At 40.2% G+C, this 25,751-nt stretch carries 17 protein-coding genes; 6 read left to right on the forward strand and 11 right to left on the reverse strand.

Annotated features, from left to right (window positions below):
- Positions 1 to 38: 38 nt before the first annotated feature.
- From nirD to AC1TPB_RS18705, 4 genes are all read right to left on the reverse strand, one after another.
- On the reverse strand, positions 39 to 356 hold the full coding sequence (gene nirD, locus AC1TPB_RS18690) for a nitrite reductase small subunit NirD (RefSeq protein WP_482077917.1): 318 nt from the start codon (positions 354 to 356) through the stop codon (positions 39 to 41).
- A gap of 2 nt (positions 357 to 358) precedes the next feature.
- Positions 359 to 2,764 carry a nitrite reductase large subunit NirB gene (nirB, locus tag AC1TPB_RS18695; RefSeq protein ID WP_482077918.1) on the reverse strand — a complete coding sequence of 802 codons (2,406 nt, stop codon included), beginning with the start codon at positions 2,762 to 2,764 and terminating at the stop codon, positions 359 to 361.
- A 282-nt stretch (positions 2,765 to 3,046) separates the two neighbouring features.
- Positions 3,047 to 6,736 carry an S-layer homology domain-containing protein gene (locus AC1TPB_RS18700; RefSeq protein WP_482077919.1) on the reverse strand — a complete coding sequence of 1,230 codons (3,690 nt, stop codon included), beginning with the start codon at positions 6,734 to 6,736 and terminating at the stop codon, positions 3,047 to 3,049.
- Between the two features lie 352 nt (positions 6,737 to 7,088).
- On the reverse strand, positions 7,089 to 8,213 hold the full coding sequence (locus AC1TPB_RS18705) for an NAD(P)/FAD-dependent oxidoreductase (RefSeq protein WP_482077920.1): 1,125 nt from the start codon (positions 8,211 to 8,213) through the stop codon (positions 7,089 to 7,091).
- A 260-nt stretch (positions 8,214 to 8,473) separates the two neighbouring features.
- Here AC1TPB_RS18705 and AC1TPB_RS18710 point away from each other — a divergent pair, with 260 nt between their 5' ends.
- Positions 8,474 to 9,340: a cell wall hydrolase gene (locus AC1TPB_RS18710; RefSeq protein WP_482077921.1), complete on the forward strand. Its 867-nt coding sequence runs from the start codon at positions 8,474 to 8,476 to the stop codon at positions 9,338 to 9,340.
- A 40-nt stretch (positions 9,341 to 9,380) separates the two neighbouring features.
- Here the strand turns inward: AC1TPB_RS18710 and AC1TPB_RS18715 are convergent, their stop codons facing one another.
- Positions 9,381 to 9,947: a DUF4256 domain-containing protein gene (locus tag AC1TPB_RS18715; protein WP_482077972.1), complete on the reverse strand. Its 567-nt coding sequence runs from the start codon at positions 9,945 to 9,947 to the stop codon at positions 9,381 to 9,383.
- 72 nt (positions 9,948 to 10,019) lie between these two features.
- The gene (locus AC1TPB_RS18720; RefSeq protein ID WP_482077922.1) at positions 10,020 to 10,241 is read right to left on the reverse strand and encodes a hypothetical protein; all 222 of its coding nucleotides are present in this window, start codon (positions 10,239 to 10,241) and stop codon (positions 10,020 to 10,022) included.
- A gap of 212 nt (positions 10,242 to 10,453) precedes the next feature.
- Between AC1TPB_RS18720 and AC1TPB_RS18725 the strand changes: the two genes are divergently transcribed.
- On the forward strand, positions 10,454 to 11,635 hold the full coding sequence (locus tag AC1TPB_RS18725; protein ID WP_482077923.1) for an acyl-CoA dehydrogenase family protein: 1,182 nt from the start codon (positions 10,454 to 10,456) through the stop codon (positions 11,633 to 11,635).
- 123 nt (positions 11,636 to 11,758) lie between these two features.
- Here the strand turns inward: AC1TPB_RS18725 and AC1TPB_RS18730 are convergent, their stop codons facing one another.
- Positions 11,759 to 12,607, reverse strand: a complete 849-nt coding sequence (locus tag AC1TPB_RS18730; protein WP_482077924.1) for an AraC family transcriptional regulator — start codon at positions 12,605 to 12,607, stop codon at positions 11,759 to 11,761.
- A gap of 113 nt (positions 12,608 to 12,720) precedes the next feature.
- Here AC1TPB_RS18730 and AC1TPB_RS18735 point away from each other — a divergent pair, with 113 nt between their 5' ends.
- From AC1TPB_RS18735 to AC1TPB_RS18745, 3 genes are all read left to right on the forward strand, one after another.
- Positions 12,721 to 13,728 (forward strand): Gfo/Idh/MocA family oxidoreductase, encoded by a 1,008-nt coding sequence (locus tag AC1TPB_RS18735; RefSeq protein WP_482077925.1) that lies wholly within the window; start codon positions 12,721 to 12,723, stop codon positions 13,726 to 13,728.
- 11 nt (positions 13,729 to 13,739) lie between these two features.
- Positions 13,740 to 14,681, forward strand: coding sequence for an aldo/keto reductase (locus AC1TPB_RS18740; protein WP_482077926.1), 942 nt, complete (start codon positions 13,740 to 13,742; stop codon positions 14,679 to 14,681).
- A gap of 167 nt (positions 14,682 to 14,848) precedes the next feature.
- Positions 14,849 to 16,054, forward strand: coding sequence for a sugar efflux transporter (locus AC1TPB_RS18745; RefSeq protein ID WP_482077927.1), 1,206 nt, complete (start codon positions 14,849 to 14,851; stop codon positions 16,052 to 16,054).
- A 137-nt stretch (positions 16,055 to 16,191) separates the two neighbouring features.
- Here the strand turns inward: AC1TPB_RS18745 and AC1TPB_RS18750 are convergent, their stop codons facing one another.
- Positions 16,192 to 17,409, reverse strand: a complete 1,218-nt coding sequence (locus AC1TPB_RS18750) for an MFS transporter (RefSeq protein ID WP_482077928.1) — start codon at positions 17,407 to 17,409, stop codon at positions 16,192 to 16,194.
- Positions 17,410 to 17,533: 124 nt separating this feature from the next.
- Here AC1TPB_RS18750 and AC1TPB_RS18755 point away from each other — a divergent pair, with 124 nt between their 5' ends.
- On the forward strand, positions 17,534 to 18,340 hold the full coding sequence (locus AC1TPB_RS18755) for a helix-turn-helix domain-containing protein (protein WP_482077929.1): 807 nt from the start codon (positions 17,534 to 17,536) through the stop codon (positions 18,338 to 18,340).
- A 141-nt stretch (positions 18,341 to 18,481) separates the two neighbouring features.
- Here the strand turns inward: AC1TPB_RS18755 and AC1TPB_RS18760 are convergent, their stop codons facing one another.
- The 3 genes from AC1TPB_RS18760 to AC1TPB_RS18770 form a co-directional block, all read right to left on the reverse strand.
- Entirely contained in the window at positions 18,482 to 21,523 is a 3,042-nt protein-coding gene (locus tag AC1TPB_RS18760; protein ID WP_482077930.1) for a GLUG motif-containing protein, read from the reverse strand.
- Positions 21,524 to 22,133: 610 nt separating this feature from the next.
- Positions 22,134 to 23,711 carry a glycoside hydrolase family 43 protein gene (locus AC1TPB_RS18765; RefSeq protein WP_482077931.1) on the reverse strand — a complete coding sequence of 526 codons (1,578 nt, stop codon included), beginning with the start codon at positions 23,709 to 23,711 and terminating at the stop codon, positions 22,134 to 22,136.
- Positions 23,711 to 25,717, reverse strand: coding sequence for a YjhG/YagF family D-xylonate dehydratase (locus tag AC1TPB_RS18770; RefSeq protein WP_482077932.1), 2,007 nt, complete (start codon positions 25,715 to 25,717; stop codon positions 23,711 to 23,713). The genes AC1TPB_RS18765 and AC1TPB_RS18770 overlap by 1 nt, the downstream gene beginning before the upstream one ends.
- Positions 25,718 to 25,751 lie beyond the last annotated feature (34 nt).

Raw genomic sequence — 25,751 nt, forward strand, 5'->3', positions numbered from 1 at the left:
TAGGATCTAAGCCCCTAACTGTTCAGATGTCATACTCGCTATACTATAATATATACTTTGCCATCCTCAATTGACGTCTCATACGTAGCTACATATCCCTCATCTGGCTCTTGAACCTTTCCATCGAGCAAGGAAACTTTGTACTCATGAAGTGGGCAGAACACATATTCACCAGAAACAATACCTTCAGCAAGTGGCCCATTTGTGTGAGGACAAACTCCGCCAATTGCCTTAATGCGATCATCTAACAAGCGAAACACTGCAATTCTATTACCATCTACAATAATTTCACGTCCAACACGCTGCTCCAGCTCATCAAAATTTACAACAAATATATTCTGCTTGACTTGAGTCATTGTTAACCTCTCCCCACTGTATAGAGTTCTTTTTCCATATTTTCATTGTTGCGAACGGTGGTCCAAGGATCATTGCGTTTTCCAGCCACTGCCTCATCAAGCTCTGCAAGCAAATCCTTGCACTGTGCCTGGTCTAGCAGGACAGATTTGATATGATCGAAGCCAAGTCTTTCGATCCACGGTGCAGTACGTTCTGTATAAATTCCCGTTTTACGATAGTATTGAAGCATTGCTCCACAAAGATCAATGACCTCTTGCTCAGTCTCGACCGTCGTTAGTAGCTGTGCCTCTTTTACTTCTGTTCCACCATTTCCTCCGATATAAATTTGGAAGCCGTTCTCTAGTCCTATGACACCAAAGTCTTTCACTCCACTCTCTGCGCAGCTGCGTGGACAAGCAGAAACTCCCATTTTAAACTTGTGTGGTGTGTCAATATACTCAAAACGCTCCTCTAGCTTAATACCTAATCCCATGGAATCCTGCGTACCAAATCTGCAAAAATTAGCACCGACACATGTTTTGACAGAGCGCACTGCTTTGGCATAAGCGGAAGCTGACGTCATATCCAGCTCCTCCCAAATATCAGGCAAATCTTCCTTCTTCACACCATATAAGCCAATACGCTGACTACCTGTTATTTTCACGAGCGGCACTTGATATTTGTCTGCAACCTGAGCAATTTTCAGCAATTGCTGTGGCGTTGTTTGTCCGCCTCGCATTCTAGGTATAACAGAGAAGCCGCCATCTTTTTGGATGTTGCCATGCATACGTTCATTAACAAAACGAGATTCTTTTTCATCAATATGTTCTTTCGGGAACGTAACATGCAAGTAGAAATTAATTGCAGGACGACATTTGGTGCATCCTTCAGCGTTGTTGAAGTTTAACTCCTGATATACCTCTTGCGTTGTCGTTAAGCCTTTTTCATGAATCTGCAGGACGATTTCATCTCTCGTGAGATGAGTACAAGCACATATTCCAGTAGGTGCCGCTGTAACCTTATCTCCAATCACATGAGCTAATAGCTCACCGATGTCTGGTTTACATTTTCCGCAAGAATTTCCCGCCTTTGTGCAACGTGTCACCTCTGCAACAGATGTTAATTGCTGAGCATGAATCGCTTGAACAATCGCGCCCTTCGTCACACCATTACAGCCACACACTGTATCAGCATCATCCCATTCTGCAACACTCATACTTGCCTCATCCCCCGCAGAAGCCAGCAGAGTTACAGCATTAAGCGTCGTAATATCAATCCCATTGCGCAGCATTTTATAATAGCGATTTTCCTCTGACGTATCGCCATAAAGAACGATACCAACTACTCGATTATTTTGTATATATAGTTTTTTGTAGCTATTAGCTAGGCCATTATAAGCTTCAATTGATTTAACATCATCACTTTCATGTATAATTCCTGCTGAGAAAAGATCACACCCGGATACTTTTAGAGAGGTGGAGACAGTACTACCTCGATACCCCTCTGTTGCTCGATCTGTTAATACATCCGCCAGAACTTTTCCTTGTTCATAAAGTGGCGCCACAAGTCCATATATTTTATGATTATGCTGGGCACATTCACCTACAGCATAAACACCATCAGCACTCGTCGCCATAAAGTCATCGACAACAATCCCTCGCTCAACGTTCAGGCCAGCTTCATGGGCAAGCGCTGTTACTGCTTTAATCCCAACGGACATTACAACCAAATCCACCTCTAGAATACTACCGTCGCTAAATTCAATCGCTTCTACTTTTGTTGTACCTAATATTCGAGCTGTTTTTTTCTCCATCATAAATTTGATGCCTTGCTTTTCCAAATCCTTTTTCAGCAAATGTCCTGCTTGCTCATTCAGCTGGGTTTCCATTAACCATTTTTCCAAATGAATAACGGTTACCTCCATGCCTTGGTCAATTAAACCTTTGGCTGCTTCAAGCCCTAACAAGCCACCGCCAATTACTGCTGCTCGTTTGCAGTTTTTTGCCGCCTCAATCATTTGAATCGTATCATCAATCGTGCGGAAGCCCAGCACTCCTTCAAGCTGTGCACCTTCAATTGGTAAAATAAAGGCTCTTGAGCCTGTAGCAATAATACATTTGTCATACGTTATACATATTCCACTCGCTGTCGTTACTCGTTTGTTTTCTGTATCTATTCGTACAGCAGGATCGTGGTGAACAAGACGAATGCCATTATCCTTGTACCATTGCATTGGATTAGTAATAATCTCATCGACCGTCATTTTTTTCTGCAATACATTAGATAACATAATGCGATTGTAGTTCGTGTATGGCTCTTCGCCAATAATCGTTATTTCATATTTTGTGGAGTTGCGTTCCAAAATTTCTTCAATTGTTCTTACGCCCGCCATACCATTTCCAATTAACACTAGTTTTTCAGTTATCATAGCAATCCTCCTGCTCGTGAAATAATTCACTTATATTGTGATAAGTTTCACATTTGATAATTTGATGATATCATGTATTTGGAAATTCGTATATTAGGGAAATCCCTAATACAAATATCACTTACTAAGTTTCCGATACTATTGTTCATTGAATCGCACTAACCTATCTACTTCGTCCAAATATTCTTTGGGAAACATCGATTCACTAACGTATAAAAACAAAAAGGCATGAGTTCTGTAGACAACAGAACTCATGCTTTACAAGTTACTTCACTACTTCATTTATTCAGCACTAGGAACTTTAATCTCAACTACTTTTATTGACTCAGCTTTAGTGCCTGTTCCGGAAATTTTACTTTCATAAATAATACCCGTTACTGTTGCTTCTGGATCATTCACAATTTGATAGCGACTATAATTACTCGGAGACTGAATGCCGTCTACTTCCACAAATTCAATACCATTGTCATAATTTGCGGCAGCATTAACATCTTCAGTCAATCTGATTGTACCAGAGCCTGAAATGGTTTTATTATTCACCAATGTAGTACCTGGCATTGTTAATCTGGCTTGTGCTGCAAGTTCAATGATACCATCATTATTAACTGCATAACCAACATTCGATAATGTTAAATTTCCTTCTTGCACAGCGATCTTTCCATAGTTATACGTTTTTCCATTTAGATTAATACTTCCCTTAGTTAAACGAAGTTCACTGTTTACTTCAATGGTCGTCATACCAGAAACTGATATTTCTCCATTTTTACTTACTTCTAACATTTTTTTTATCGTTAAATCTCCGTAAATACTTACAGTACCTTTATAATGATTACTATAATTTTCATTTGAACCAATGATGTTCATCGTACCACTAATTTCTGTATTGTTATCAATCATTAGTCTACCTTTAACATTCAAAGCACCATCTTGCTTAACAATTACGCCGTTATTACCTTGAATGGTTAATAAACCAATTTCTGGGACATGAATTTCTCCACCTGCTGCTACTGTTAGTGCTTTATTCGCACCCACACCAGTATAAGAGTATGATCCTTGTGATTCTAGCTGCGAGGTAGTTGTAATTTTCCCTCCGTTAGATACTAAAATTTCTCCACTAACATGAACATATGCTCCCCCGTTTACAGTACCAACTAAGCGTAGCTCTCCTCCTGAACCAATAGTAAAGTCAGAATTTGAAATATTAAGGTATTGTTTTTCCGTAAGCTCTAATACATTGTTCAAGGTTACAGCTGCTCCGTGGTATGAAACAGAAACATTTGGGTTTTCTGCAAATGCTGCAACTACTTCATCCCAGTCCTCAGTACTAATATGCTCATAAGTTTCATCAACTTCATTAGCTAATCCATGCACATTCACATTTACTTGCTGCTTACTATTTCCAACTTCAACTGTTACATACAGGTATGCGTTATATGATGTTCCAGCCATTTCTTTAAGATTTTGATCAGCCTGCGTTGTAACCTCTAGTAGTCCTTCATCATTCAAGCTCGTATTTAACGTAATATTTTGTTGCTTACCATTTGCATCCCAATAATACGCACTAGCCTTAGCTACCACATCTTTATATGATTCGTCAGCAAAAGGAGTAACGATCAGCTTTAAGCCAGAATAATTAGTATAATCAATTTGCAAATCTGGTCCAGTTGGTTCTGAAATATAATTATTGAATGAAGCATTGATTGAAAGATTATAATTATTCGATACTGCATTCCCAAATAAGTAGCCATTTAAATATGAATAATAGTTCTCGTGTTCATCACTTGTCGCTAGTAACATTACTTCTACCGTTCCAACTCCACGATTTACAGCAAAAGTTTGTTCTCTAGTCGCTGCTCGTACATCCGTTTCTACACTAACAGTTACAGCCTCTAGATTGATTGCATCTTCTTCATCAAACCATTTAATGAACGAAGAATAATTACCTGTAATCACTTTACCATCTGAATCAGTAATATCGATTGAAAATTCAATATTTCCATTCACCGCAGTAGCATCGCCAATCTTTGCACTAGCAGCAGCTTCAGCTGAATCACTAAGTACATAGTTTGTTGCATTTTCAGGAGCTACAATATTTAGCGTATACTCTAGCTCTGCATCATAGATAATGGATTCAGATAAAGCAACTCTAACTACACCATTCGCATTAATACTGTAGTCTTCAACTCTATCACCATTCGAATCTACTAGAGACAAACGTTCTTCTGGAATATATGCTCCCTCAAGCCATAATGCTTTAATCGTCATATTCATATAGATTGGAGATTTATTCAAATCAACATCCCAACCAATGAAGAAGTGGCCATTCTTTGTAGGAGCAGCAACTGCTGGAGTTATCTCACCTAGCTTTACTTTTTTAGGTTCAATTATACTTCCACCATCTGTATCGAAAGTAAGTGTTAACGGAGGAATATTTCCGATGAAAATTATGCTTAGACCATTAAGCTCAACTCGAACATATTGTTCACCGTTAATCTCAACAACCTTTCCAATCAAATTCTCTTTATCGCCTTTTTTGTTTGTATGTCCAATTAGGAATGTGTACGTACTAATATCTTCATCCGCTTTAAATCCAAGATTTGCTTTAGAAAGCGTTAATGTCGTTTTTCCAACAGGATGGATTTCAGATGATGTATTATCTTCCGACTCTACTAATAATTTTGCATCGATTGCAAAATACTTAATATCAAGATCAGCGACATCTGCATCTGCAAATGCTTTTTCAAGAGCTGCTGCTACATTTTCTTGTTCGTCTTCTGTAATTTCAACCGTAGAAGCTGTTATAGAGAATGATATAGTATCTGTAGCGTTGAGAGTAAAGTCATCTCCATTCTCATCTACGTATGTCACATCGTCTGCAACAACAACTGGAGCGCTATCTAGAACATTATTAGCAAGATCTACTGACGCTACTACTGTACCCGTTGCCGCACTAGTTACTTTGCCACTATATCTTCCAGTACCCGTAACCTCTGCAGTAATTACTGCACCTACATCAAGTGCTTGAACCGTATACGTTGCCGCTTCTGATTTAAGTTGATCATTCACAAACCATTTTACAGTTTTGTCTGCATTAGCTGGTGATACAGCAACCGTTAGCTGATTGCCAGAACGAATAGCTGTACCTGTTACTTCCTTTTTGTCACGTTGAATCGTAGCAGCAGTCACTTTAATTGTGGAACTGCCTCCATTGCCACCACTACCTCCACCATTGTTTTCACCACTTGGTGGTGTTGTCGGCTCTGGTGTTGCTGTTGGAGCAGGTGTCTCGCTTGGTTTATCAGCTTTAAGTCCAGCTGACTTTTCAAGGAAACGCTCAGTAATTACTGCTACAACTGCACGATTTGCAGTGCCTTTAGGCTTGAACAGATTTCCTGTCTCTCCTTGAATAAGTCCTAGTGCCACAGCCTGATACACTGCTTCCTTAGCCCAAGAACTAATTTGATCACTATCAGCAAACAAATCACTAGATTGATAGTTACTTAGATCATAACCCATATATGAAGTAAGGAATCTCAACATTAGTACTGTAATTTGCTCACGATTCAATAGATCATTAGGACCAAAAGTCCCATTGCCATAACCATCAGTCAGATCTGCACTTACAGCCCAACTAATTGCATTCGCGTACCAAGCATTCGCAGAAACATCAGTAAAGCTTTGATCTTTAACTGCAACTTCTGGACCATCTAACTTTTCAGCTAATCGATTTAGAACAGTAATAAACATCGCTCTTGTCATTGAACCTTGTGGTTCAAATACACCCTCTGCACTTCCGTTAAATAATCCCTCTTGCACTACCTTATTAATAGATCCTTCTGCCCAATGGCCTTCAATGTCTGTAAAGCCTATTGCTTCATTTGCAAAAACTTGCGAAGGTAATAATCCTACTACTAAGAAGCATACTAATATCATTGCTATGTTACTTTTAATTCGTGAACCTAATTTCCTCATTCATCTTCATCTCCTTAAGATAGAATAAAAAATATATTATTGTGTAAATATACCTACTCAATAGTACCTAAATACCCAATCATTGTAAATACAAAATTTTGAAATTATGTATGCTCTATTATTAAAACAACCTGTCAAAGGTTTGTGTTTATATACGTCGGTGTATAGGCAAGATTCGCAACGAACATCAAAACAAATCAAAATAGCAAAGGGGAGCACTTTGCCCCTCTTTGCTATTTTTTTCAATACATCTTCGATTAAATTTTCCTTTAGTACTAAATGCGCCCCCTGTACATGCCTCGCAGGAGAATATATATTAATTCGTAACAGTATTTTCCGAATCAAACTAACATTACTCATTAATAGCATGCTCTACTGCATAATCTTCAAGCTGAATATCTACCTGTTGATTCATAGCTAGCTTGGCAAGCTGCTCACCAAGAAATGGTCCCATCGTTAATCCCGATGACCCTAGCCCATTAGCAACAATGAGTTTATCCCATCCTGAAACCCTTCCTAGCACTGGTAGAAAATCTGCAGTAAATGGACGGAATCCTACTCTCATCTCATTTAGGCTACAATTGGCAAGACCAGAAGCCGTTTGAATACCTTTATTTAATATCTCTTGCAGCCCACCTGCGGTTACAGAAGTATCATAACCTACTACGTCATTTTCATGAGTAGCACCAATTACGATACGCCCGTCAGCAAATGCAAGTAAATATTGATCTGTTGGCGGCATTACAACTGGCCATAGCTCTGTACTGGATTGGTCGGCAAGATTCAAATGCATTATTTGAGCCTTTTGATAATACACCTGAAGCATAATACCGAGCGGATGAAGCAAAGCATTGGACCAGGCACCTGCGCACACAATTACCTCATCAGCTTTCAATGTTTGTTGCCCTACTCTAACACCCGTAATTTCATGATGATCATACTCTAGAATAGCATCTCCCTCAATCATCTGTGCACCGTTACGCTGTGCTGCTCTTAGTAAAGCGTTTCTCAATTCACGTCCATCCACTCTTGCTGCACCTGATACATGAAGTGCGTGATAACCTTCCGACAATAATGGAAACTTTTCCTTCGCTTCAAGATCTGTTAGCATCGTAAGTTCACCTATTTCAGGGGCGTCCTCTCTGCGAAGCTCCGCTCTTTCTTTCATTGCGGCTAACTTTTCCAGATCATTATGAACACATATCGCGCCTACTTTTGCATAGCCCGTGTTAAGCTCTCCTGCTTCCTCTAGCTCCTGAATAAGTGAAGGATAAAAACCTGCTCCAGCTTTAGCAAGACGATACCATGCTTTATTTCTACGTTGTGATAACCATGGACAAATAATCCCCGCTGCTGCATCCGTTGCTTGTCCTGCATCTTTACGATCTATAATTATGACATCAGCACCTAGCTTACTTAACTGATAAGCCGCTGAAGCTCCTAAAATCCCTGCACCAATGACAATAACCTTTTTCATGTTCGAATTCCTTTCTGCCCAATATGAGTTAGGTTTATTATAACGTATCTCTATTATGAACATTTTCCAAATATTTGCTCATATACTATTAGAATATCTTCATATTTATCAGAATAGTTGATCAATAATTCGAGATGAATCTGCTTACTGCCCTGTTTTTCATTAATTTAACCTCGATACCTATTCTCATTTTCCCTCTTTTTCCAGTAATTTGATTACCAAAACTATCGTACAATGGTGCACTGAGGGAGGAGATTGTCTTGTTGAATAAACGTTACACTATGCCTTTGGCTCTATTATTGATTATTGTCTATGTTTGGCTAACACCTCACGCTTCGGCGCAAACACTCAGCAATACGACGGTATATGTCGATGGACAGCGGATCTCGACAACTGCTATTGTACAAAACGGACTACAGCTTGTTCCGGCATCATTTTTTCGCCGTCTGAACATCTCGGTTAACTGGAGTGAGCGATATCGAGCTGCCGTACTCACAACAGATACGATTGAGATCGGTTTTCCCGCTGGCAAACGTTATTCCGATTATCGACGTGATGGGAAGTCAACATGGCTTCGGGATAGCTTGGTTACACGGACAACGCTAAATAAAGGAACAGCATATGTTCCTTTAGCCTATACTGCGAAAAAAATCGGATTACATATCCAATACAATTCTCAATTGCGCGCAGCGGTAATTACAACGGGAAATGATACAAATCTCATGTTAGTAAACGCTGAACAGCCATCTGCAGAAGAAATGAAGTGGCTGTATCAAATAACTGAAGCGGAGGCAGGAGGCGAAACCTATGATGGCAAGGTAGCAGTCGCTGCTTCGATCTTGAACAGAGTCGATCATCCTGATTGGCCTTATTCTATCATTGATACAATATTTCAGGTCGAATATATAAACGGCCGTTCATACTATCAGTACTCTCCGGTATTGGATAAACGTATCTATACGGTGACGCCAAGTCAAGAGTCCATACGCGCCGTTCAAGATGCAGTAAACGGCTCCGACCCGAGTCTGGGAGCCGTCGTCTTCTATAATCCGGACAAAACAGAAAATAAATGGGTACGAAGCCGTCCTACCACAGTCAAGATCGGTAATCATATGTTTGCAAAATAGTATCATGCATTGAGCACTGGAAGCTATAAACGAATACTATTTATACTGTGAGTGAGCCACGGAATCCTCTAGCAGCATAATAGGAATCCGCACCGTTATGATATATAAATACATGATCATAACGGTAATCACCAAAGATCGCACCGCCATGCTTTCTTATATCAGTAGGTGTTAACAACCAGCTCGATGTTTTCGTATCGAAATGTCCAAGCTGCTGTAGCTTACGATATTGCTCTTCGTTTAATAGCTTAATGCCCATAGCAGTTGCCATTTCAATAGCACTAGTTTCAGGCTTATGTTGTTTTCTTGACTCTAGTGCTTCATTGTCATAACAAACACTTCTACGTCCTTTTGGACTTTCTGCTGAACAGTCATAATAAACGTATTCTCCAGTCGCTTCATCATAACTAACGACATCTGGTTCACCACCGGTTCTTTCCATTTCATATAATGACCATAGCTTTTCATTATTAGCTTCAAGCTTTTCTTGTACTTTAGACCATTCTATACCTGTGTGGCGGTTTATGTTTTTATCAAAACGAGCTTTCAATATTACAAGCAGTTCTTTACTTTGATCAAGTGATAACATCATCTTTTCATTATTCATCATGAAACCTCCTTAATATTAGCTAACCATCTTATAATACCATATTGTTATAATTCCATTTCAATGCTATCTTCACTTTGTCCTATAGAACCCTTTAGTGTTCAGCCATAAGACTTCTAGCTCACGCTGCGTCAAAGGTTCACTATGTTCAGGTGAAGCTCGCTGAAGTAGCATCGCTGTTACTTGCATTTCTTCAATATCAGGCAACCGATTCAAGAGTCGATATTCGCGGACTAGTTTCTTTGTATCTGCAAGCACTGTAGATGCCTCTTTCCAATCTTGCTGGGCTATCATGATGCGAGCCATCATGATATTACATAACACTATGATGTCCTTGTTATCAGCTTGCAGCGCTAATTGTATACTCTTCTGCTTCGTATAATCGATTTTCTGTTTCCATCAGTTTGCCGAGCCCTACATTCGCCATAACTTCTATACTTGCTTGAACCCATTAGAAATAACAGGGATAATAAGATTAAATTCACCTACTAAAGGGATGATACGATATGCATACACAACAATCGATGTTTGTTCGTACTGAAGAACAAAAGAATAAAATGAAGTTGATAGGTGACTTAGCCGATTCCTTTATCGAGGAGGCGCATAGGGCTGATATGGAAAATCGTTTCTCATATGCTCATATTGAGGCATTACGTGGAATTGGCTATCCAGCTTTCACCGTACCGAAGGCATTGGGTGGACAAGAGATATCTATCTATGAGCTCGTCCTCTATCAAGAACGATTAGCCCAGGGAGATGCTGCTATTGCCTTAGGCATTGGTTGGCATTTAAATGTAATGTATGACCTGAATCATCGGCAACTATGGTCTAAGGAGCAGGTAGAAAAGTTAAATAAAGCAGTTGTAGCACAACAATTGATTGTTAATCGCGCTGCAACAGAAAAATCAACAGGAAGTCCTCAGCGCGGCGGTATGCCACAAACCACGGCTATAGCAATATCCGATGATACCTTCCAAATTAATGGTCGTAAAACCTTTACATCATTATCACCCGTACTAGATTACTATATTGTCACGGCTAGATATGGAGAACGAACAGTAGAATTTATCATTCCTCGTCATACAAAAGGAATAACGATAGATCCTACATGGGATGTTGTTGGTATGAAGGGAACTGCTAGTCATGATCTCGTATTGGACAACGTCATCGTCCCTATGAAATCCTTAGTCTACTACTATCCAAGCGAAAGAAGCTCTGTAGCTAGCCCTTCTCTATTGCATATCCCTGCCTGCTACCTAGGCATTGCGCTTGCTGCTAGAAAAGAAGCACTTCGATTCGCTAAAGAATATCAGCCAAGCACATTATCTCAACCTATTCTGTATACACCTTCAGTAACTCAGCAACTTGGTCAAATGGATCTTGAGCTTCATGCAGCTCGACATTTTCTCTACGGCGTTGCGCAGCGCTGGGATACTAGGGATAGGAATCAGGAAGATTCTTTCTTTATCCCTGAGCTTATAGCTGCTAAAGTATTTGCTCAAAAAGCTGCAATGTCGGTTGTTGATATCGCGATGAAAATTGTTGGTGCGCATAGTCTTGCGGTTAGTCATCCATTACAGCGCTTATATCGTGATGTTCGATTCGGACTACATAATCCACCAATGGAGGATATGGTTATTACGAATTTAGGTAAACAAGCTATTCAAGAGGCTGAGTCACATCTATAGTTTAGCTAACTGTAAGTTCGCAAACAGACTTACAGTTTTTGTTTTTGCACATGTTTAAACAAGGACTGGCATCACGCTCCCCCTTGTTTATCCACATATCAATTTTATTCATGCGGCGAAGGTTTAGTTTTCTATCGTCATCGCGTAGAGCTCTCGGTAAGTTGTAGGAGTTATTTTCTCATATTCCATAAACCTTTTATTGAAATAGCTAACACTTGGGTAGCCCGCTTCATTCGCGATTTGACCGATTGAGCAATCATGGCGCTCTAGCAGCCATTGCTTGGCGATTTGCAGTCTACATCTTGTTATAAACTCCATTGGTGTAATCGACATCGTCTGCTTGAATAACTTACAGAAATAGTGAGGGCTGACATCCGCTTTGCTTGACCAATATTCGAGCTCGAAAGGTTCAGTAGCAGAAGATTGCATATCAGGAAGCAAATCCAATATCTTTTTATTCGTCCCCCCTTGCTTCCGCTCTGTTAAAGGAATGGCTTGCTCAATAAAATTAACTACTAATGCGTACGTCCTAGCAGATAATTGTGTCGGATTAAGCATTAGATTGGTTTCTGCCTCTAGCATCAACTCATCATGTAGCTTGATCCAAGGCTCGGTTTGCTTTAATGTCCACAGTTGACCCGGCTTAATGTTATTGCTTAGTAAATAGTCCTGCAGCTTATCTCCATAAAAGTGAATCCAACGGATATTCCATGGCTGATCCTTGCTCGTATAGTAATGCTGCTCCTGTTGAGGATAGTAAAAAACAGCATCTCCTGGACCTAGTATATGTTCAACGCCATCTAACTTAACAAAGCCATAGCCTGACTCGACAACATGAATATTATAACTAATCATTTGATTCGGCTTACGATACATCTCATGATCAAGCTCTGAGATGTAATGACCAACAGACTCGGGATAGATGAAATAAATATTTTCAGATCGTGTAACCATATGGAATTGTCGCTTCAAATAGATTCACCTCGATGACAATTTTGTTTTATTGATGAACAAAATACTATCATTTTCTTTTTAATACAGTAGAAGTATAATCACAATATACTACTAATTAAGGAGTGAATCAATTGTCTAATCGAAAGCTCAAATGGGGAGTTTTAGGAAGTGCTCGAATTGCAGTTCATTCAGTTATTCCAGGTATTCTTCAATCACAATTCAATGAAATTGTAGCTATTGCAAGCAGAAATTTAGAGAAAGCACAAGAAACTGCCGCTAAATTTCAAATTTCGAAAACATACGGTTCATATGAACAATTACTACAGGATCCAGACATCGATGCTGTTTATATACCTCTGCCCAATCATTTGCACTATGAATGGACGCTCAAGGCAATCGAAGCAGGAAAGCATGTCCTATGCGAAAAGCCGCTAGCACTCAATGCAGATGAAGCAGAGCGAATGGTACGGGCTGCCAAGGAAGCAGGAGTACTATTAGCAGAAGCGTTTATGTATCGTTATCATCCGAGATACAACCAGATTAAAGAGATAATTGATAGCGGACAAATCGGCGAAGTAAGAGGTATTCGTAGCGCATTTACTTTCAATAATGCTAATGATTTGAACAATGTACGTTATCAAAAAGAATGGGGTGGCGGAGCTATTTACGATGTTGGATGCTATCCGATCACTGCCGCGAGAATGCTGCTAGGTAAAGAACCCGTGGCAGTTACAGTCCAAGCACAGTTTTCCGAGCGTCATGGCGATGTAGATATGATGGCTGCAGGTTTAATTGAATTTGAGGGTGGAGTCTCCCTTCAATTTGACTGTGCGATGTGGTCAGCCTTCCGTAACCCACTTGAGGTGCTAGGATCTGAGGGAATCATCGAAGTTCCTTCTGCTTTCGTAACGCCAACCGAAGAAAGTAGTCACTTCTATATTATAAAAGGCGACGAAAAAAATAAAGTAACGGTACCGTTTCTAAATCAATATTCATTGCAGGCAGATGCCTTTGCCGAGGCAGTTCTTCAAGGGAAGCCACTTCCGTTCGATGCAGCAGATGCGGTTTACAATATGAAGATTATTGATGCTGCAATCGCATCAGCAAGAGAAAAAACGAGAGTAGAACTTAGCGAATAGAGGTGTATTCAATGGAATTTATACAAATTGCAGGATGCGTTAAGCCAGTTTCTAGATTGATGAAGGGTACTGATTACTTTTTACATGATAACTATGAGCTTGTTCAAAAGAATATGGATGCTTTTATTGCAATCGGCGGCAATTCTTTGGATACTGCACATATATATTGCGGTGGTCAAAGTGAAGAAGTGATTGGTAGGTATTTAGAAGACCGAGGGAATCGTGATCAATTAGTCATTTTGACAAAAGGGGCGCATCATGATCAAAATGGTCCCCGATTAGCTAAAAAGGATATTGCATATGATCTTTCGCTTAGCTTAGAGAGATTACGTACAAACTACATTGATCTCTACGCTCTGCATCGTGATGATCCCAATACACCTGTAGAGCATATTATTGATGCATTAAATGAATATATAGCTGCTGGTACAGTGCAGGCTATCGGCACTTCTAATTGGACTTGGCAGCGTATCCAAGAAGCAAATAACTATGCAAAGCGTGCAGGCTTAACGGGCTTTACATTCAACAGTCCTAACTTAAGTCTTGCCAAGCCCAATGAACCGTTTTGGAAAGATTGTGTTTCCGCAGATGTGGAAACCTGCAATTGGCATGAAGAGGTTCAAATGCCTTTACTTTCTTGGTCTTCACAGGCTAGAGGCTTCTTTACAGGTCTGTTTTCACCAGAAAATCGCGACAATGCTGATTTAGTTCGTGTATTTTATAGTGATGCGAATTGGGAGCGTCTGAGTAGAGCAAAGCAGCTTGGAGAACAAAAAGGACTAACTGCGATCCAAATTGCGCTTGCTTATGTGATGAACCAGCCATTCCCGACTTGTGCATTGATTGGCGCACGCAGCGAAGCTGAGCTGACATCCTGCAATGAAGGAGCAGTAGTTAAACTAACAAAGGCAGAAATGGACTGGCTTGATCTAACTGCGGATCAATTACGATAATCAATCTGATATCAAATAGAAAAATGGCGACACAGGAATACTTCCCTGTGTCGCCATTTATTTTGTGGTTTCTAGTCAATTAGCATATATATTATTACCGTCTGTTTCAGGTATACTTAACGAGTTGATTTACTATCTAAACAAATATTAAGGAGTAACTTCACATCATGTTCAAACGACTCACTGCACTATTTTCGATTCCATCTTACACCTTACTCTTTCTATGCATGTTATTGCAGGGAATGGCTATTTCACTCAGTGCACCCTTTCTATCCATTTATTTCACAGAACAGCTTGGTGTTTCTGTCGGAATGTTCGGTGTTTTTTTAGCCGTCACGTTAATTTCCGGAATATGGATCAGTACGCTAATCGGGAGACGCTCTGATCTGGGCTTGAATCGAAAAATCATTTATCTTGTCGCCACGCTCTTCAATGCTCTTGCTTTTTGCGGATACTTGCTCATTAAGGACTTTACGTTTTTGTTCATCTATATGACTGTGTTCACCGCGCTCGGTGCACCAGGGATGCCTCAATTGTTTGCACTCTCAAGAGAAGCCGTGAATAAAAGTAATTCTACTGATCATGCGTTTGCTAATTCTACCTTGCGGGCTGCTTTCTCTCTCGGCTTTATTACAGGTCCATTAATCGGTACACTGCTAATTTCCGCGGTTGGATTTAAGGGGATATTCTCAGGTACGATCGGAGTTTTCCTGCTTGTTGCCTTACTTGTTTTCCTATTTTTCAAATCAAATGCAGAACTGAAAATCAGTAATACTGAAGTAAAAAGCTTCCGATTAGGTCAAAACATTAATATTCTGATTCCTTTTCTAGTACTAATATTCATGTATATAGCTCATTGGACGAGCACCCTGAATACTGCACTCTTTATTACCAACAATCTTGGTGGAACGACTAGTGATGTCGGTCTAATTAGTAGTATTTGTGCAGCGCTAGAAATTCCGTTTATGCTTATGCTTGGTTTACTTAGTGCGAAGTACAGTAACCGAGTTTTGATGATATGCGGGGCCGTTCTAGGAGGAGCTTATTACCTCGTTGTCCTTATGTCTGGCGAGATGTGGCAGTTGCTTGCAGCCCAAGTCCTACTGGCTGTTTTCGTTGCCGTCTTTTCAGCGATTGGCATAAGCTACATCCAAGATCTGCTTCCAAATATGCCTGGATATGCATCCACGCTCTACTCTAATTCATCGACAATCGGCAGACTGGTTGGTAGTCTTGTTGGAGGGGGGTTAGCCACTGTTGTCGGTTACCGGTATTCATTTGTGTTATGTTTTATACTTATCATTATTTCTATAATTTTGCTTGTAGTAAGTGGACGGCACACTATAAATAAACCTCGTAAATTAGCTGTTTAATCCGCCTTTATTGCGATACTCTTAATCTTCAAACCCATTCCCTTCTATTATGAAGAGGATGGGTTTTGGTGTATTATCAATCGATAAATAGTATTTTAAAACCAGTACATATTTACCGTGCCTAGACATACAAGATTCTACGCTTTTTTCAGTTCACTCCCCATAATGACGGAATCCTTAGGCAATAGCAAAGCGAATATCCCTAGCAGAGGTAAGTATGCACATAGTTGAATAATGATGGAGACACCGTAGGAATCCATTAACCATCCCATGAATACAGATCCTAGACCTGCTAAACCAAAAGATAATCCAAAAAACAATCCAGCTACCGTACCAACATTCCCAGGCAATAATTCTTGAGCATATACGATAATGACTGAGAAGCCAGACATTAAAATTAATCCAATAATGACACATAATATCATAGCCATTGCAGGTTGTACGTGTGGAAGTAAAATAGAAAATGGTGCAGTTCCTAGTATCGAGAACCATATTATCCTCTGACGTCCAAAGCGGTCAGCCAGTGGTCCCCCAATAAATGTTCCTACCATACCTGCAAATTGTAGCGCGAACAAACACATTTGCGCTCGAGTTAACGGTAATTCATACTTATCCATAAAGTAGAAAGTGTAGTATCCCGTCATACTTGCTAAATAGACGAACTTTGAGAACAGCATCAAAATAAGAATAAGCATGACATAACCAATAAAGGATTTGCTGAACGCTTGGCGAGTCGCTTCTGTTGGAAGAGATTTCTTACTAATTGCTAACTCCTTCGCCTTCTTACCATACCACCGTCCAACAGCATATTGCACCATAATTCCGATGACCGCCAATATTGTAAACCATAGAAAACTTAATTGGCCAAGCGGTACAATCATTACTACGATAATTACAGGTGCTAATGCTTGACCGAAGTTTCCTCCTACCTGAAAGATGGACTGCGCAAATCCTTTTCCTTTACCCGCTGCCAAATGTGCAACTCGTGATGACTCTGGATGAAGGACAGAGGAACCGATGCCAACAAAAGCAGAGGCTAGCAAAAGAACGCCAAGCGATGGAGCAAAAGCTAAACCAATCATCCCCAAAAGAGTGAAGACCATTCCTAACGGTAATAGCATTGGTATCGGTTTATGGTCTGTACAATAACCGATCAGCGGTTGTAGAATAGAAGCTGTAACATTTAGCGTGAAAGCAATCCATCCTACCTGTGTGAAGGAAAGATCTAAATTTTGCTGAAAAATTGGAAATGCTGCAGGCACGATGGATTGCATAGCATCGTTTAACAAATGTGCAAAGCTTACACCGAACAGGACGGTCATTGCTGTTTTCGCTGATTTTGTTGTTTTTGTCATCAAATGATATCCTCCCCTTGTCTTATCATAAGAAGCATTGTACTAAAAGCAGATGGAAGATGTCGTCGTTAAAATTGCGATAAAATAAGCAACTTTCACTACTTATCAGAAAGGTGATAGATTTATGCATATGCAAATTATTTTTCCACAGCTGGAGTTACACAGTATAGAGAGCAGTTTCACCAATGCTCCTCATAGTCATGCGACGCATTACCAAATGACAATCCCAATACGTGGACATTGCCATTTCACACACAAGAGTACGGAAAGAAAACTAGTGGCTGGCGAAGGACTGTTACTTCCTCCCCATAATCAGCACAATTTCCATCAAGGACCTGAGGATGGCATTATTATTTTTCAAATCAATGATGATAGCCTGTACCCTGCTGACGCCTCCTCTTTTCCTGAGCCTAAAAATAAATACGAGTTTGAACCAGCTTCAGTATCAACCTTCCTTCATCAATGGAGTTCCTCGTTCTTTCTTTCTGGAGAATCAGAACGTTTAGCAGTGGAGGAAAAAGAACTGCAAGCACTCCATTATGTACATGGCTTAATTTGGGGGCCAGAGTCTAGCTATTGCAAGCAACTTCGCACACAGCAGCACCAAGATAACTGTTATATTAGTAGGGTGATTGATTATATTCATGCTCATTATTCTGAATCTATTCGTATTGAGCAGTTAGCAGCCATTGCATTACAAAGCCGTTATCACTTTATTCGTTCCTTTAAGAACACTACTGGCTTTACTCCATATCAATATGTGCTTAGACTTCGAATCGAGAAGGCTCAACATCAACTTAGACAAACACAAAAATCTGTGATGACAATTAGTAACGAATTAGGATTCTCTAGTCCAAGCCAATTTTATCGCTCGTTCATTAAAAATGTTGGCATTACTCCCGAACAATATCGTCTATCCACCACAATTTAATATAGAAAAAGCCACCTATAAATAGTGAACACTTACGTATGAAGATGCCTCAACAAAAAAAGAAGTTGCCCCATATGGGACAACTCCTGCTAGCAAAACTCTATCAATATTTATGAAAATCGCAATCTTTCTTGATAATAACTATTGAATATTCCAAAGTCGTAACAAGGTAACCGCAGCTTCCGCTCTTGTTGTTATCCCAAAAGGTACAAATGTATTATGTGTTCTACCTGTTAGAATTCCCTGATCGCGAACAATCTGGACATATTCTTTAGCCCAATTTGGAATACTTGTATCATCCGAGAAAGAGGTGGATATATTACTATCGTTCTGCCAGTTCATAACCCTTACGATTATGGCTGCCATTTCTATTCGACTTATTGTAGCAAGTGGACGTAAAGTCCCATCAGGGTAGCCTTCTATTATTCCTTGCTTTATTGCTGTCTCTATAGCTGGTCGAGCCCATTGGGGAATACTGTCTTGATCATCGTAAGGCATATAAATTGGTTCAGCAACATCCTCAATCTGAAGCGTGTGAAGTAACATAACAACAAACTCTGTACGAGTAATCGCTATATCCGGTGCAAATGTATAAGTATCTTTTCCTTTTGTAATTCCTAAGCCTGCTGCTTCACAAATTTCTGCCCTTGCCCAGTGATTTTCAATATCGTTGAACAAGCATTTATAGTCAGCTTCTTCTATTTCTTGATTACGTGCAATGGTCAGCGTATAACGTTTAATGGTGCCATTTTCTGCTGTTATAATAATTTCAATAACGTTAGAGCCTACTTTTAGTGGCAACTCACTACTTTTGCTACCACTCGCAACAACATAAGTAACACCGTTCAATTGTAGCTCTACAGTTGCGTTATTATCCGCTAACGTTGGAGTAATACTAACTTGATGCAAGCTATGATCTACATTTAGAGAATAACTCAATACATCTGAACTAAATTCGGTATCTAGCTGTACTCCTCCATCTAAACTTAATTGCTTAAGATTAGCATTGGAGCTATATGAAGGAGTCACTACGTTTTGAGGATTTCCTCGTGTTACAATCACGATATACGTCTTGGTTGTCGTTCCATCCACCGCTGTGACTACCACATTAATTGTATTTTTCCCCACACCCAAAGTAAGTTCAAGGCTTTCTTGACCACTTCGTACTGTATGTGCTGTTTCATCGTTAATCGCTACTGTCACTGTTGAATCGGATGAAACAAGGTCTGGTATTACTTTAATACTACTAACACGATTTGCAACACGAGCTGTATAGCTAGTTTTATTTTCTGAAAAGGTTGGGCTTAAACTTGCCCCTTCAGATAAACTCAAACCGCTAAGATTTTCATTATTTCCTGCCCAAATAGCATATAATATAATGCTTGTATGAGATGAGATCGTGTCACCTTCACTGTAAGATATTCCGGTACCATCTCTTTCTGTATTCCAATGTTTGAAAAGAAATCCTGGCATTCCCCAATTCTCATCATTTCCAATTACTAACACTGGTGAATTTAAAACATATGCATTACTATTCGTTAGTTCACCATCTGGATTTGCATCATTACTTACATAAGTTAATTGGTGTGTTTTAAAATAAGGATAGCCATTATTATGAGCATCTATCTTCCATATACTATCGAAATCCCAATCCACATAGGAGTCAATTATTTTCATTGCTTGTGAGGCTAAACCTTCACCAAGATTATCCGACTGTCCTGAAGTTTCAGTATCATAATAACTGCCTACAATAATTCCATTAATATTAGAACCAATTAACCCACCAGCAAAAGAATCACCAGTTACAAGCCCGATCGAATAGCTATTTTCGACTGATCCTTCTTCATTATCACCTACTAAACCACCTACAATCGTGTCTCCAGTTACAGCTCCTGTTGCATAACTGTTGCTAACCACACCAGCTTTATTGTAACCTGCTAAGCCGCCTAACCCGAATGCCTCTGGCTCATCTTTTAAAGGCTGGCCATTCACATTTCCTGTCGCGTAGCTATATTCGATGGTCGATTTATTACCAACATCAGGGGATTCATTCTCACCTACTAGCCCGCCCACATAGGATGTTGCCGTTACATTTCCCGTCGCAAAGCTGTGAGAGATAGTTCCACCCTCATTATCACCTACTAAGCCACCTACATCATCGCCTCCGATTACATTACCAGTAGCATATGAATATTCAATTTTCGTTTCTTCGCTGTATCCAACTAATCCCCCTAGATCATCCTCTCCAGTTACATTACCTGTTGCATATGAATATTCAATATGTGACTTCATACTATTTCCAATTAACCCGCCCATATCATCATCCGTATTAGATACATCTGAATGAGAGTAACTTTCACTTACTTTTGAATTTTCAAGACCACCCACTAGTCCGCCTATATATTGATGTCCAGATACACTTCCCTTTGAGCCACTATTACGAATAGTACCATCTATAAAGTGACCGAAGAGACCACCTATATAATAATGGTTACCTTCTACGTTCCCTTCAAAATAAACGTCACTAACTGAACCATTAGTACTATAACCCGTTATCCCACCTACGTAGTCATAATCGCCTGTTACATCTACTTTAGCATTAACATTTGTGAGTTTCGTATTTACACTATAACCGATCACTCCACCTACATAATCATCCCACGAAAAAACTTTACCTGTAACCTTAATATTTTCAAATATTCCGTCATGAACATAACCTACCAAGGCACCTACATGGTAGTCACCCGATACATTTACATTTTCAAGTTCTAAATTTTTTATGCTACCAGAACCCTCAATATAACCAAATAATCCCTTATAATCATTTGAAACAGTATAGTCAACATACAAGTTTGAAATGATATGATCATTACCATTTAAACTTCCTGTGAATGGATCAGTGGAAGTTCCTATCGGTTCCCATGGACTCCCAACGCCATAATCGCTTAAATCAATATCATTAATCAATTCAAAATAGCTACTCGGATAATTACTAACTTCACTTAACTCATCGACTGTAGAAATGAGAAATGGATCGATCTCCGAACCATTTCCCCCAGTAAAACCTCCTGCAGCCTGAACTTGGGATCCATCTGGACTTACCCAACTTGGAATACTGCCAAAAACCATAATAAATACAATCAAACATATCATTGCTTGTTTACTCCAATTTTGCACTTTCATTACTGTTTCTCCTCCTTTATGAATTGAATAATTTCACATTATTATCATCATAACAGGCATTAATGAAAGAATAATGAAAGGGTAATGATCGAAAATTCAGCACGTTTTACGTGTGTCCGGAAATATTGCTAAATGCTACAACAAATGCTGTATCGTGATATGGTCTACTTGAATGGCAACCATCCCAAGATGTGGATCAACTTCTTCGTAATTCCTATAATGAGGAAAAGAAAATCCTTTGGGATTCGAACCCAAAGGATTAAATATGAATTGGCTTTATTATGTTTTAGCCTTTAACAGCGCCAGCGATGACTATATGCTACAACCATCAATGACGGGTGTAATAGCATCATCAACAAATATTTGCACATAATTTTTCAAGCAAACAAAATTAATCGTTTTTTTGTAATAAGCACTTGTTGTATACGCTTACAAATAGAGTTTAATATGAGCTCGCTTTAATTTGGACGTATGGATGATAAAAAAAACACCTATAGTCTGAACACTTTTTCAAGTATCCAAACTATAGGTATCAGTATATTTTAAGTAGCCTCTTACTTTTATCGATTAGTTTTGCTCTCCATTTTGCAACGCTGGTAGCAAGCAACCGTCAGCTTAATTCTTTGTATATAAAGTAATCAAAATCTGCATGTTTTCTCATACCGCTTAAGTCCTGAGCGCACATTCCTAAAAAGGCACCTGTAAAACGAATATAATTTCCATGCTCATCAGACAAGTGGATAATAGAAATCGCTTCCCCTACTGGCTGCCACTCCTCGTCTAATTCTGCATAATAAAATTGCACCATACCACGACGAATGACTGCTTTTAATCGATATTCAGCATTTGCTTGCAATGGGATATCACTTGTTAAGCATTCATCGTAGACTCCTTCGACCGATTGAACAATTCCTAGACATTTACCTAATTGCTCATGATGTGTCACTCGCAAATACACATAGTCTGCTGTATTATAATATAAAATTAAGCCTGCCATTTGTTGAAAATGCTCAGGTTCAAATTGAATTGTTGTTTCAATCTCGCAATTGAAAGCTTGCTGCCTTCTTGCAATAATACTTTGCCGATGCACAGAACTCATCGATTCCTGGCCTTTTATACGCAAGTATCCCCGTCTCTCGCTTAATGACACCCATGTTGATTCTGTTGGAATACGTAGTGAACACCATTGAATCCCTAACTCCTGCTCATCAAAATGATCTAACTCAGGTATCACAGGAAACGAGTGTAATGGTAAGTTCGGCGCAACAACTTCTGCTTTTGGTTCATTACCGCCACCTTCTACTTCCAGCCAATTATCCTCCGTCCAGCTCATACGTTGAATCGCAGTTTCTCTACCCAATGTACAATATTTATCTACGGTTGGTCTACCTACCAAATGAACCATATACCAATCTCCGTGCTGCGTTTCTACTAGTGAGCCGTGGCCTGCCTTTTGCAGCGCAATCACTGGCTTATGTTTAGAGGTTAAAATAGGATGATTAGGTGATACAATATAAGGTCCGACAATATGCTCTGCGCGTGCTAACGTCACCGCATGCTCATATTGAGTGCCACCCTCTGCCGTAATAAGATAGTAGTAGCCATTGCGCTTGTACAGATGTGGGGCTTCTGTTAATCTCAATTCCGTACCCTTGAATATTAGCTTACGCTCTCCAATCAATTGCTGCTGCTCGGTGCAAAATTGTTGCAATACAATACCAGCAAAGGAATTGGTTCCTTTTCGATGATCCCACAGCATATTGACTAGCCACTTCTTACCATCGTCATCATGAAACAACGATGGATCAAAACCACTGCTATTGAGATAAATAGGCTCGGACCACGGTCCCATAATATCGGTTGCCGTAACCATATAATTATGTGTGTCTTTAAATGCACCCATTCTGCTTACTACATCCGTATAAATCAAATAATAAATTCCGTTGCTATAGCTTAGACAAGGTGCCCAAACTCCACCAGAATCAAGATCACCAACCATATTCAGCTGCGAAGCAGAGCGTAACACAGTCGTTAATGGACGATAATTAACTAAGTCCCTAGAATGGTAAATGATAACACCAGGAAACCACTCAAATGTTGACGTTGCAATATAGTAATCATCGTCTACACGAATAATAGACGGGTCGGGATGAAATCCTGGTAGGATCGGATTCGTAATTTTCATCATTAACCACTGTCACTTTCTAAGTAGGATTGTAATAATTGCTGACCTTCTTCTGAGCGCATACCAATATCGAGAAACGCTTTTATTCGCTCTACATCATAGATACAACCGCGCCATGTGCCTCCGCTTGCTGCTTGGAGAGCGGCCCATAATTTTGTATCATCTGGCAGATCAGGGTCTGCTCTTAACTCTGAATGCATTTCCCTTTGTGCTAATATCGCAGTTCCCTCATCAACGTTCGTAGGAGCCTCACCATCACCTAACATATGAATAGAGCCTTCCAACGTATGCAATTGAATATGAATGTCGATCCAATCACCTGTTCTTAACTTCCCGACTGGTCCTCCTGCTAGCGCCTCTGGTCCGATATGACCAATGCAGGCGCCTGTCGATACACCAGAAAAACGGGCATCCGTAATTAGTGCAACATCTTTACCGAACGGTAAATGTTTTAATGCCGATGTTAACTGATACGTTTCTTCCATGCCTGTACCGGAGGGACCACGACCGATCAATACGAGTACATCCCCGGCTACGATGCCTTTATTTTTAATTGCAGCGATCGCTGCACGTTCTGTTGTAAATACCTTTGCTCTACCGACATGATGAAAAATACCTTCAGCACTTACTTTAGATGGATCAATCGCTGTTGATTTAATGACAGACCCTTCAGGTGCAATATTCCCAAGCGGGAAGGTTACCGTTGACGTTAAGCCTGCTAGTTTTGCCTGATTTGGAGCAAAGATAACTTCTTCAGGCTGAACGCCATCTAATTTAATCAACATTTGCTTCATAACCACTCTACGCTCACTTTTCTCCCACCAATCCAGTACCTCGCCAATTGTTTGACCAGTTACCGTCAATGCATGCTCACGCAAAACACCTAGTTTCCTAAGATGAAGCATCACTTCTGGAACGCCGCCAGCCAGAAAAGCACGTACCGTTGTGTGCGGATGTGGCCCATTTGGTAGTACACTGACAAGTCTAGGAACTTTGCGATTAACTTCGGCCCATTCTTGTACTGTAGGAATACGAAGTCCTGCAGCATGTGCAATTGCAGGAATATGTAATAGAAGATTTGTAGAACCGCCGAATGCAGCATGGACAACCATTGCATTGTAGATTGCATCATCCGTAAGTATATCCTTCGTCTTGAGCCCACTGCTAACCATATGAATAGCCGCTCTTGCAGATTGTCTAGCCATTTCATGCCAAATCTCTTGCCCAGATGGTGCCAAAGCAGCGTGAGGAACAGTTAGTCCCATCGCTTCAGCAATAACCTGGGCCGTACCAGCAGTACCTAGAAATTGGCATCCTCCACCTGGCGTTGCACATGCACGACAGCCTAAGTCAGCAGCTTCTTCGAGACTCAAGTCTCCATTGGCATACCTTGCACCAATCGTCTGGATTTTCCCTGCATCTTCGCCTGATGTTGGCGGAAGCGTAACACCTCCAGGCACAATAATACCGGGAAGCTGAGGTGATCCTGCTATAGCAAGCATCATCGCTGGTAGTCCTTTATCACATGTACCCACACCAATGACCGCTGCGCGCTGAGGTAGAGATCGAATTAATCTTCTTAGCACAATGGCTGCATCGTTGCGATATGGCAAGGAATCAAACATTCCCGTAGTTCCTTGTGATCTCCCATCACATGGATCGCTGACAAAACCTGCAAACGGTATCCCTCCACTCTCATTAATTTCATTAGCAACTGATTTCATTAAATCGCTAATTTCCCAATGCCCCGTATGATAGCCAAGTGCGATCGGCTGACCTAGCTCATCCTTAATGCCGCCTTGCGTGCCTAGTATGAGCATTTGCTTGCCAAGCAACTTACTTGGCGCCCAGCCCATTCCAACATTTTGTGACAATCCGAACAAATCACCGCTTGGTGAATGCAGAAGCATTTCTGGAGTCAGTGGCAGCTTTCCCGGCGGCCCAGCTGCATGAGTGAACAATTGATATTGCTTCTCTGTAAGTGAACCCATAATATCGTCTATTCCCATAGTAATGCTCCCCTTTAACCGTTATAGCGAATGA

This window comes from Paenibacillus sp. Y951, assembly GCF_056786395.1.

Bases quoted from the DNA above. Each gene is read 5' to 3' on its own strand.
- nirD (WP_482077917.1), bottom strand. From the start codon at position 356: ATGACTCAAGTCAAGCAGAATATATTTGTTGTAAATTTTGATGAGCTG.
- AC1TPB_RS18745 (WP_482077927.1), top strand. From the start codon at position 14,849: ATGTTCAAACGACTCACTGCACTATTTTCGATTCCATCTTACACCTTA.
- AC1TPB_RS18705 (WP_482077920.1), bottom strand. From the start codon at position 8,213: ATGAAAAAGGTTATTGTCATTGGTGCAGGGATTTTAGGAGCTTCAGCG.
- AC1TPB_RS18765 (WP_482077931.1), bottom strand. From the start codon at position 23,711: ATGATGAAAATTACGAATCCGATCCTACCAGGATTTCATCCCGACCCG.
- AC1TPB_RS18725 (WP_482077923.1), top strand. From the start codon at position 10,454: ATGCATACACAACAATCGATGTTTGTTCGTACTGAAGAACAAAAGAAT.
- AC1TPB_RS18720 (WP_482077922.1), bottom strand. From the start codon at position 10,241: ATGATAGCCCAGCAAGATTGGAAAGAGGCATCTACAGTGCTTGCAGAT.
- nirB (WP_482077918.1), bottom strand. From the start codon at position 2,764: ATGATAACTGAAAAACTAGTGTTAATTGGAAATGGTATGGCGGGCGTA.
- AC1TPB_RS18750 (WP_482077928.1), bottom strand. From the start codon at position 17,409: ATGACAAAAACAACAAAATCAGCGAAAACAGCAATGACCGTCCTGTTC.
- AC1TPB_RS18760 (WP_482077930.1), bottom strand. From the start codon at position 21,523: ATGAAAGTGCAAAATTGGAGTAAACAAGCAATGATATGTTTGATTGTA.
- AC1TPB_RS18755 (WP_482077929.1), top strand. From the start codon at position 17,534: ATGCATATGCAAATTATTTTTCCACAGCTGGAGTTACACAGTATAGAG.
- AC1TPB_RS18715 (WP_482077972.1), bottom strand. From the start codon at position 9,947: ATGAATAATGAAAAGATGATGTTATCACTTGATCAAAGTAAAGAACTG.
- AC1TPB_RS18700 (WP_482077919.1), bottom strand. From the start codon at position 6,736: ATGAGGAAATTAGGTTCACGAATTAAAAGTAACATAGCAATGATATTA.
- AC1TPB_RS18770 (WP_482077932.1), bottom strand. From the start codon at position 25,717: ATGGGAATAGACGATATTATGGGTTCACTTACAGAGAAGCAATATCAA.
- AC1TPB_RS18740 (WP_482077926.1), top strand. From the start codon at position 13,740: ATGGAATTTATACAAATTGCAGGATGCGTTAAGCCAGTTTCTAGATTG.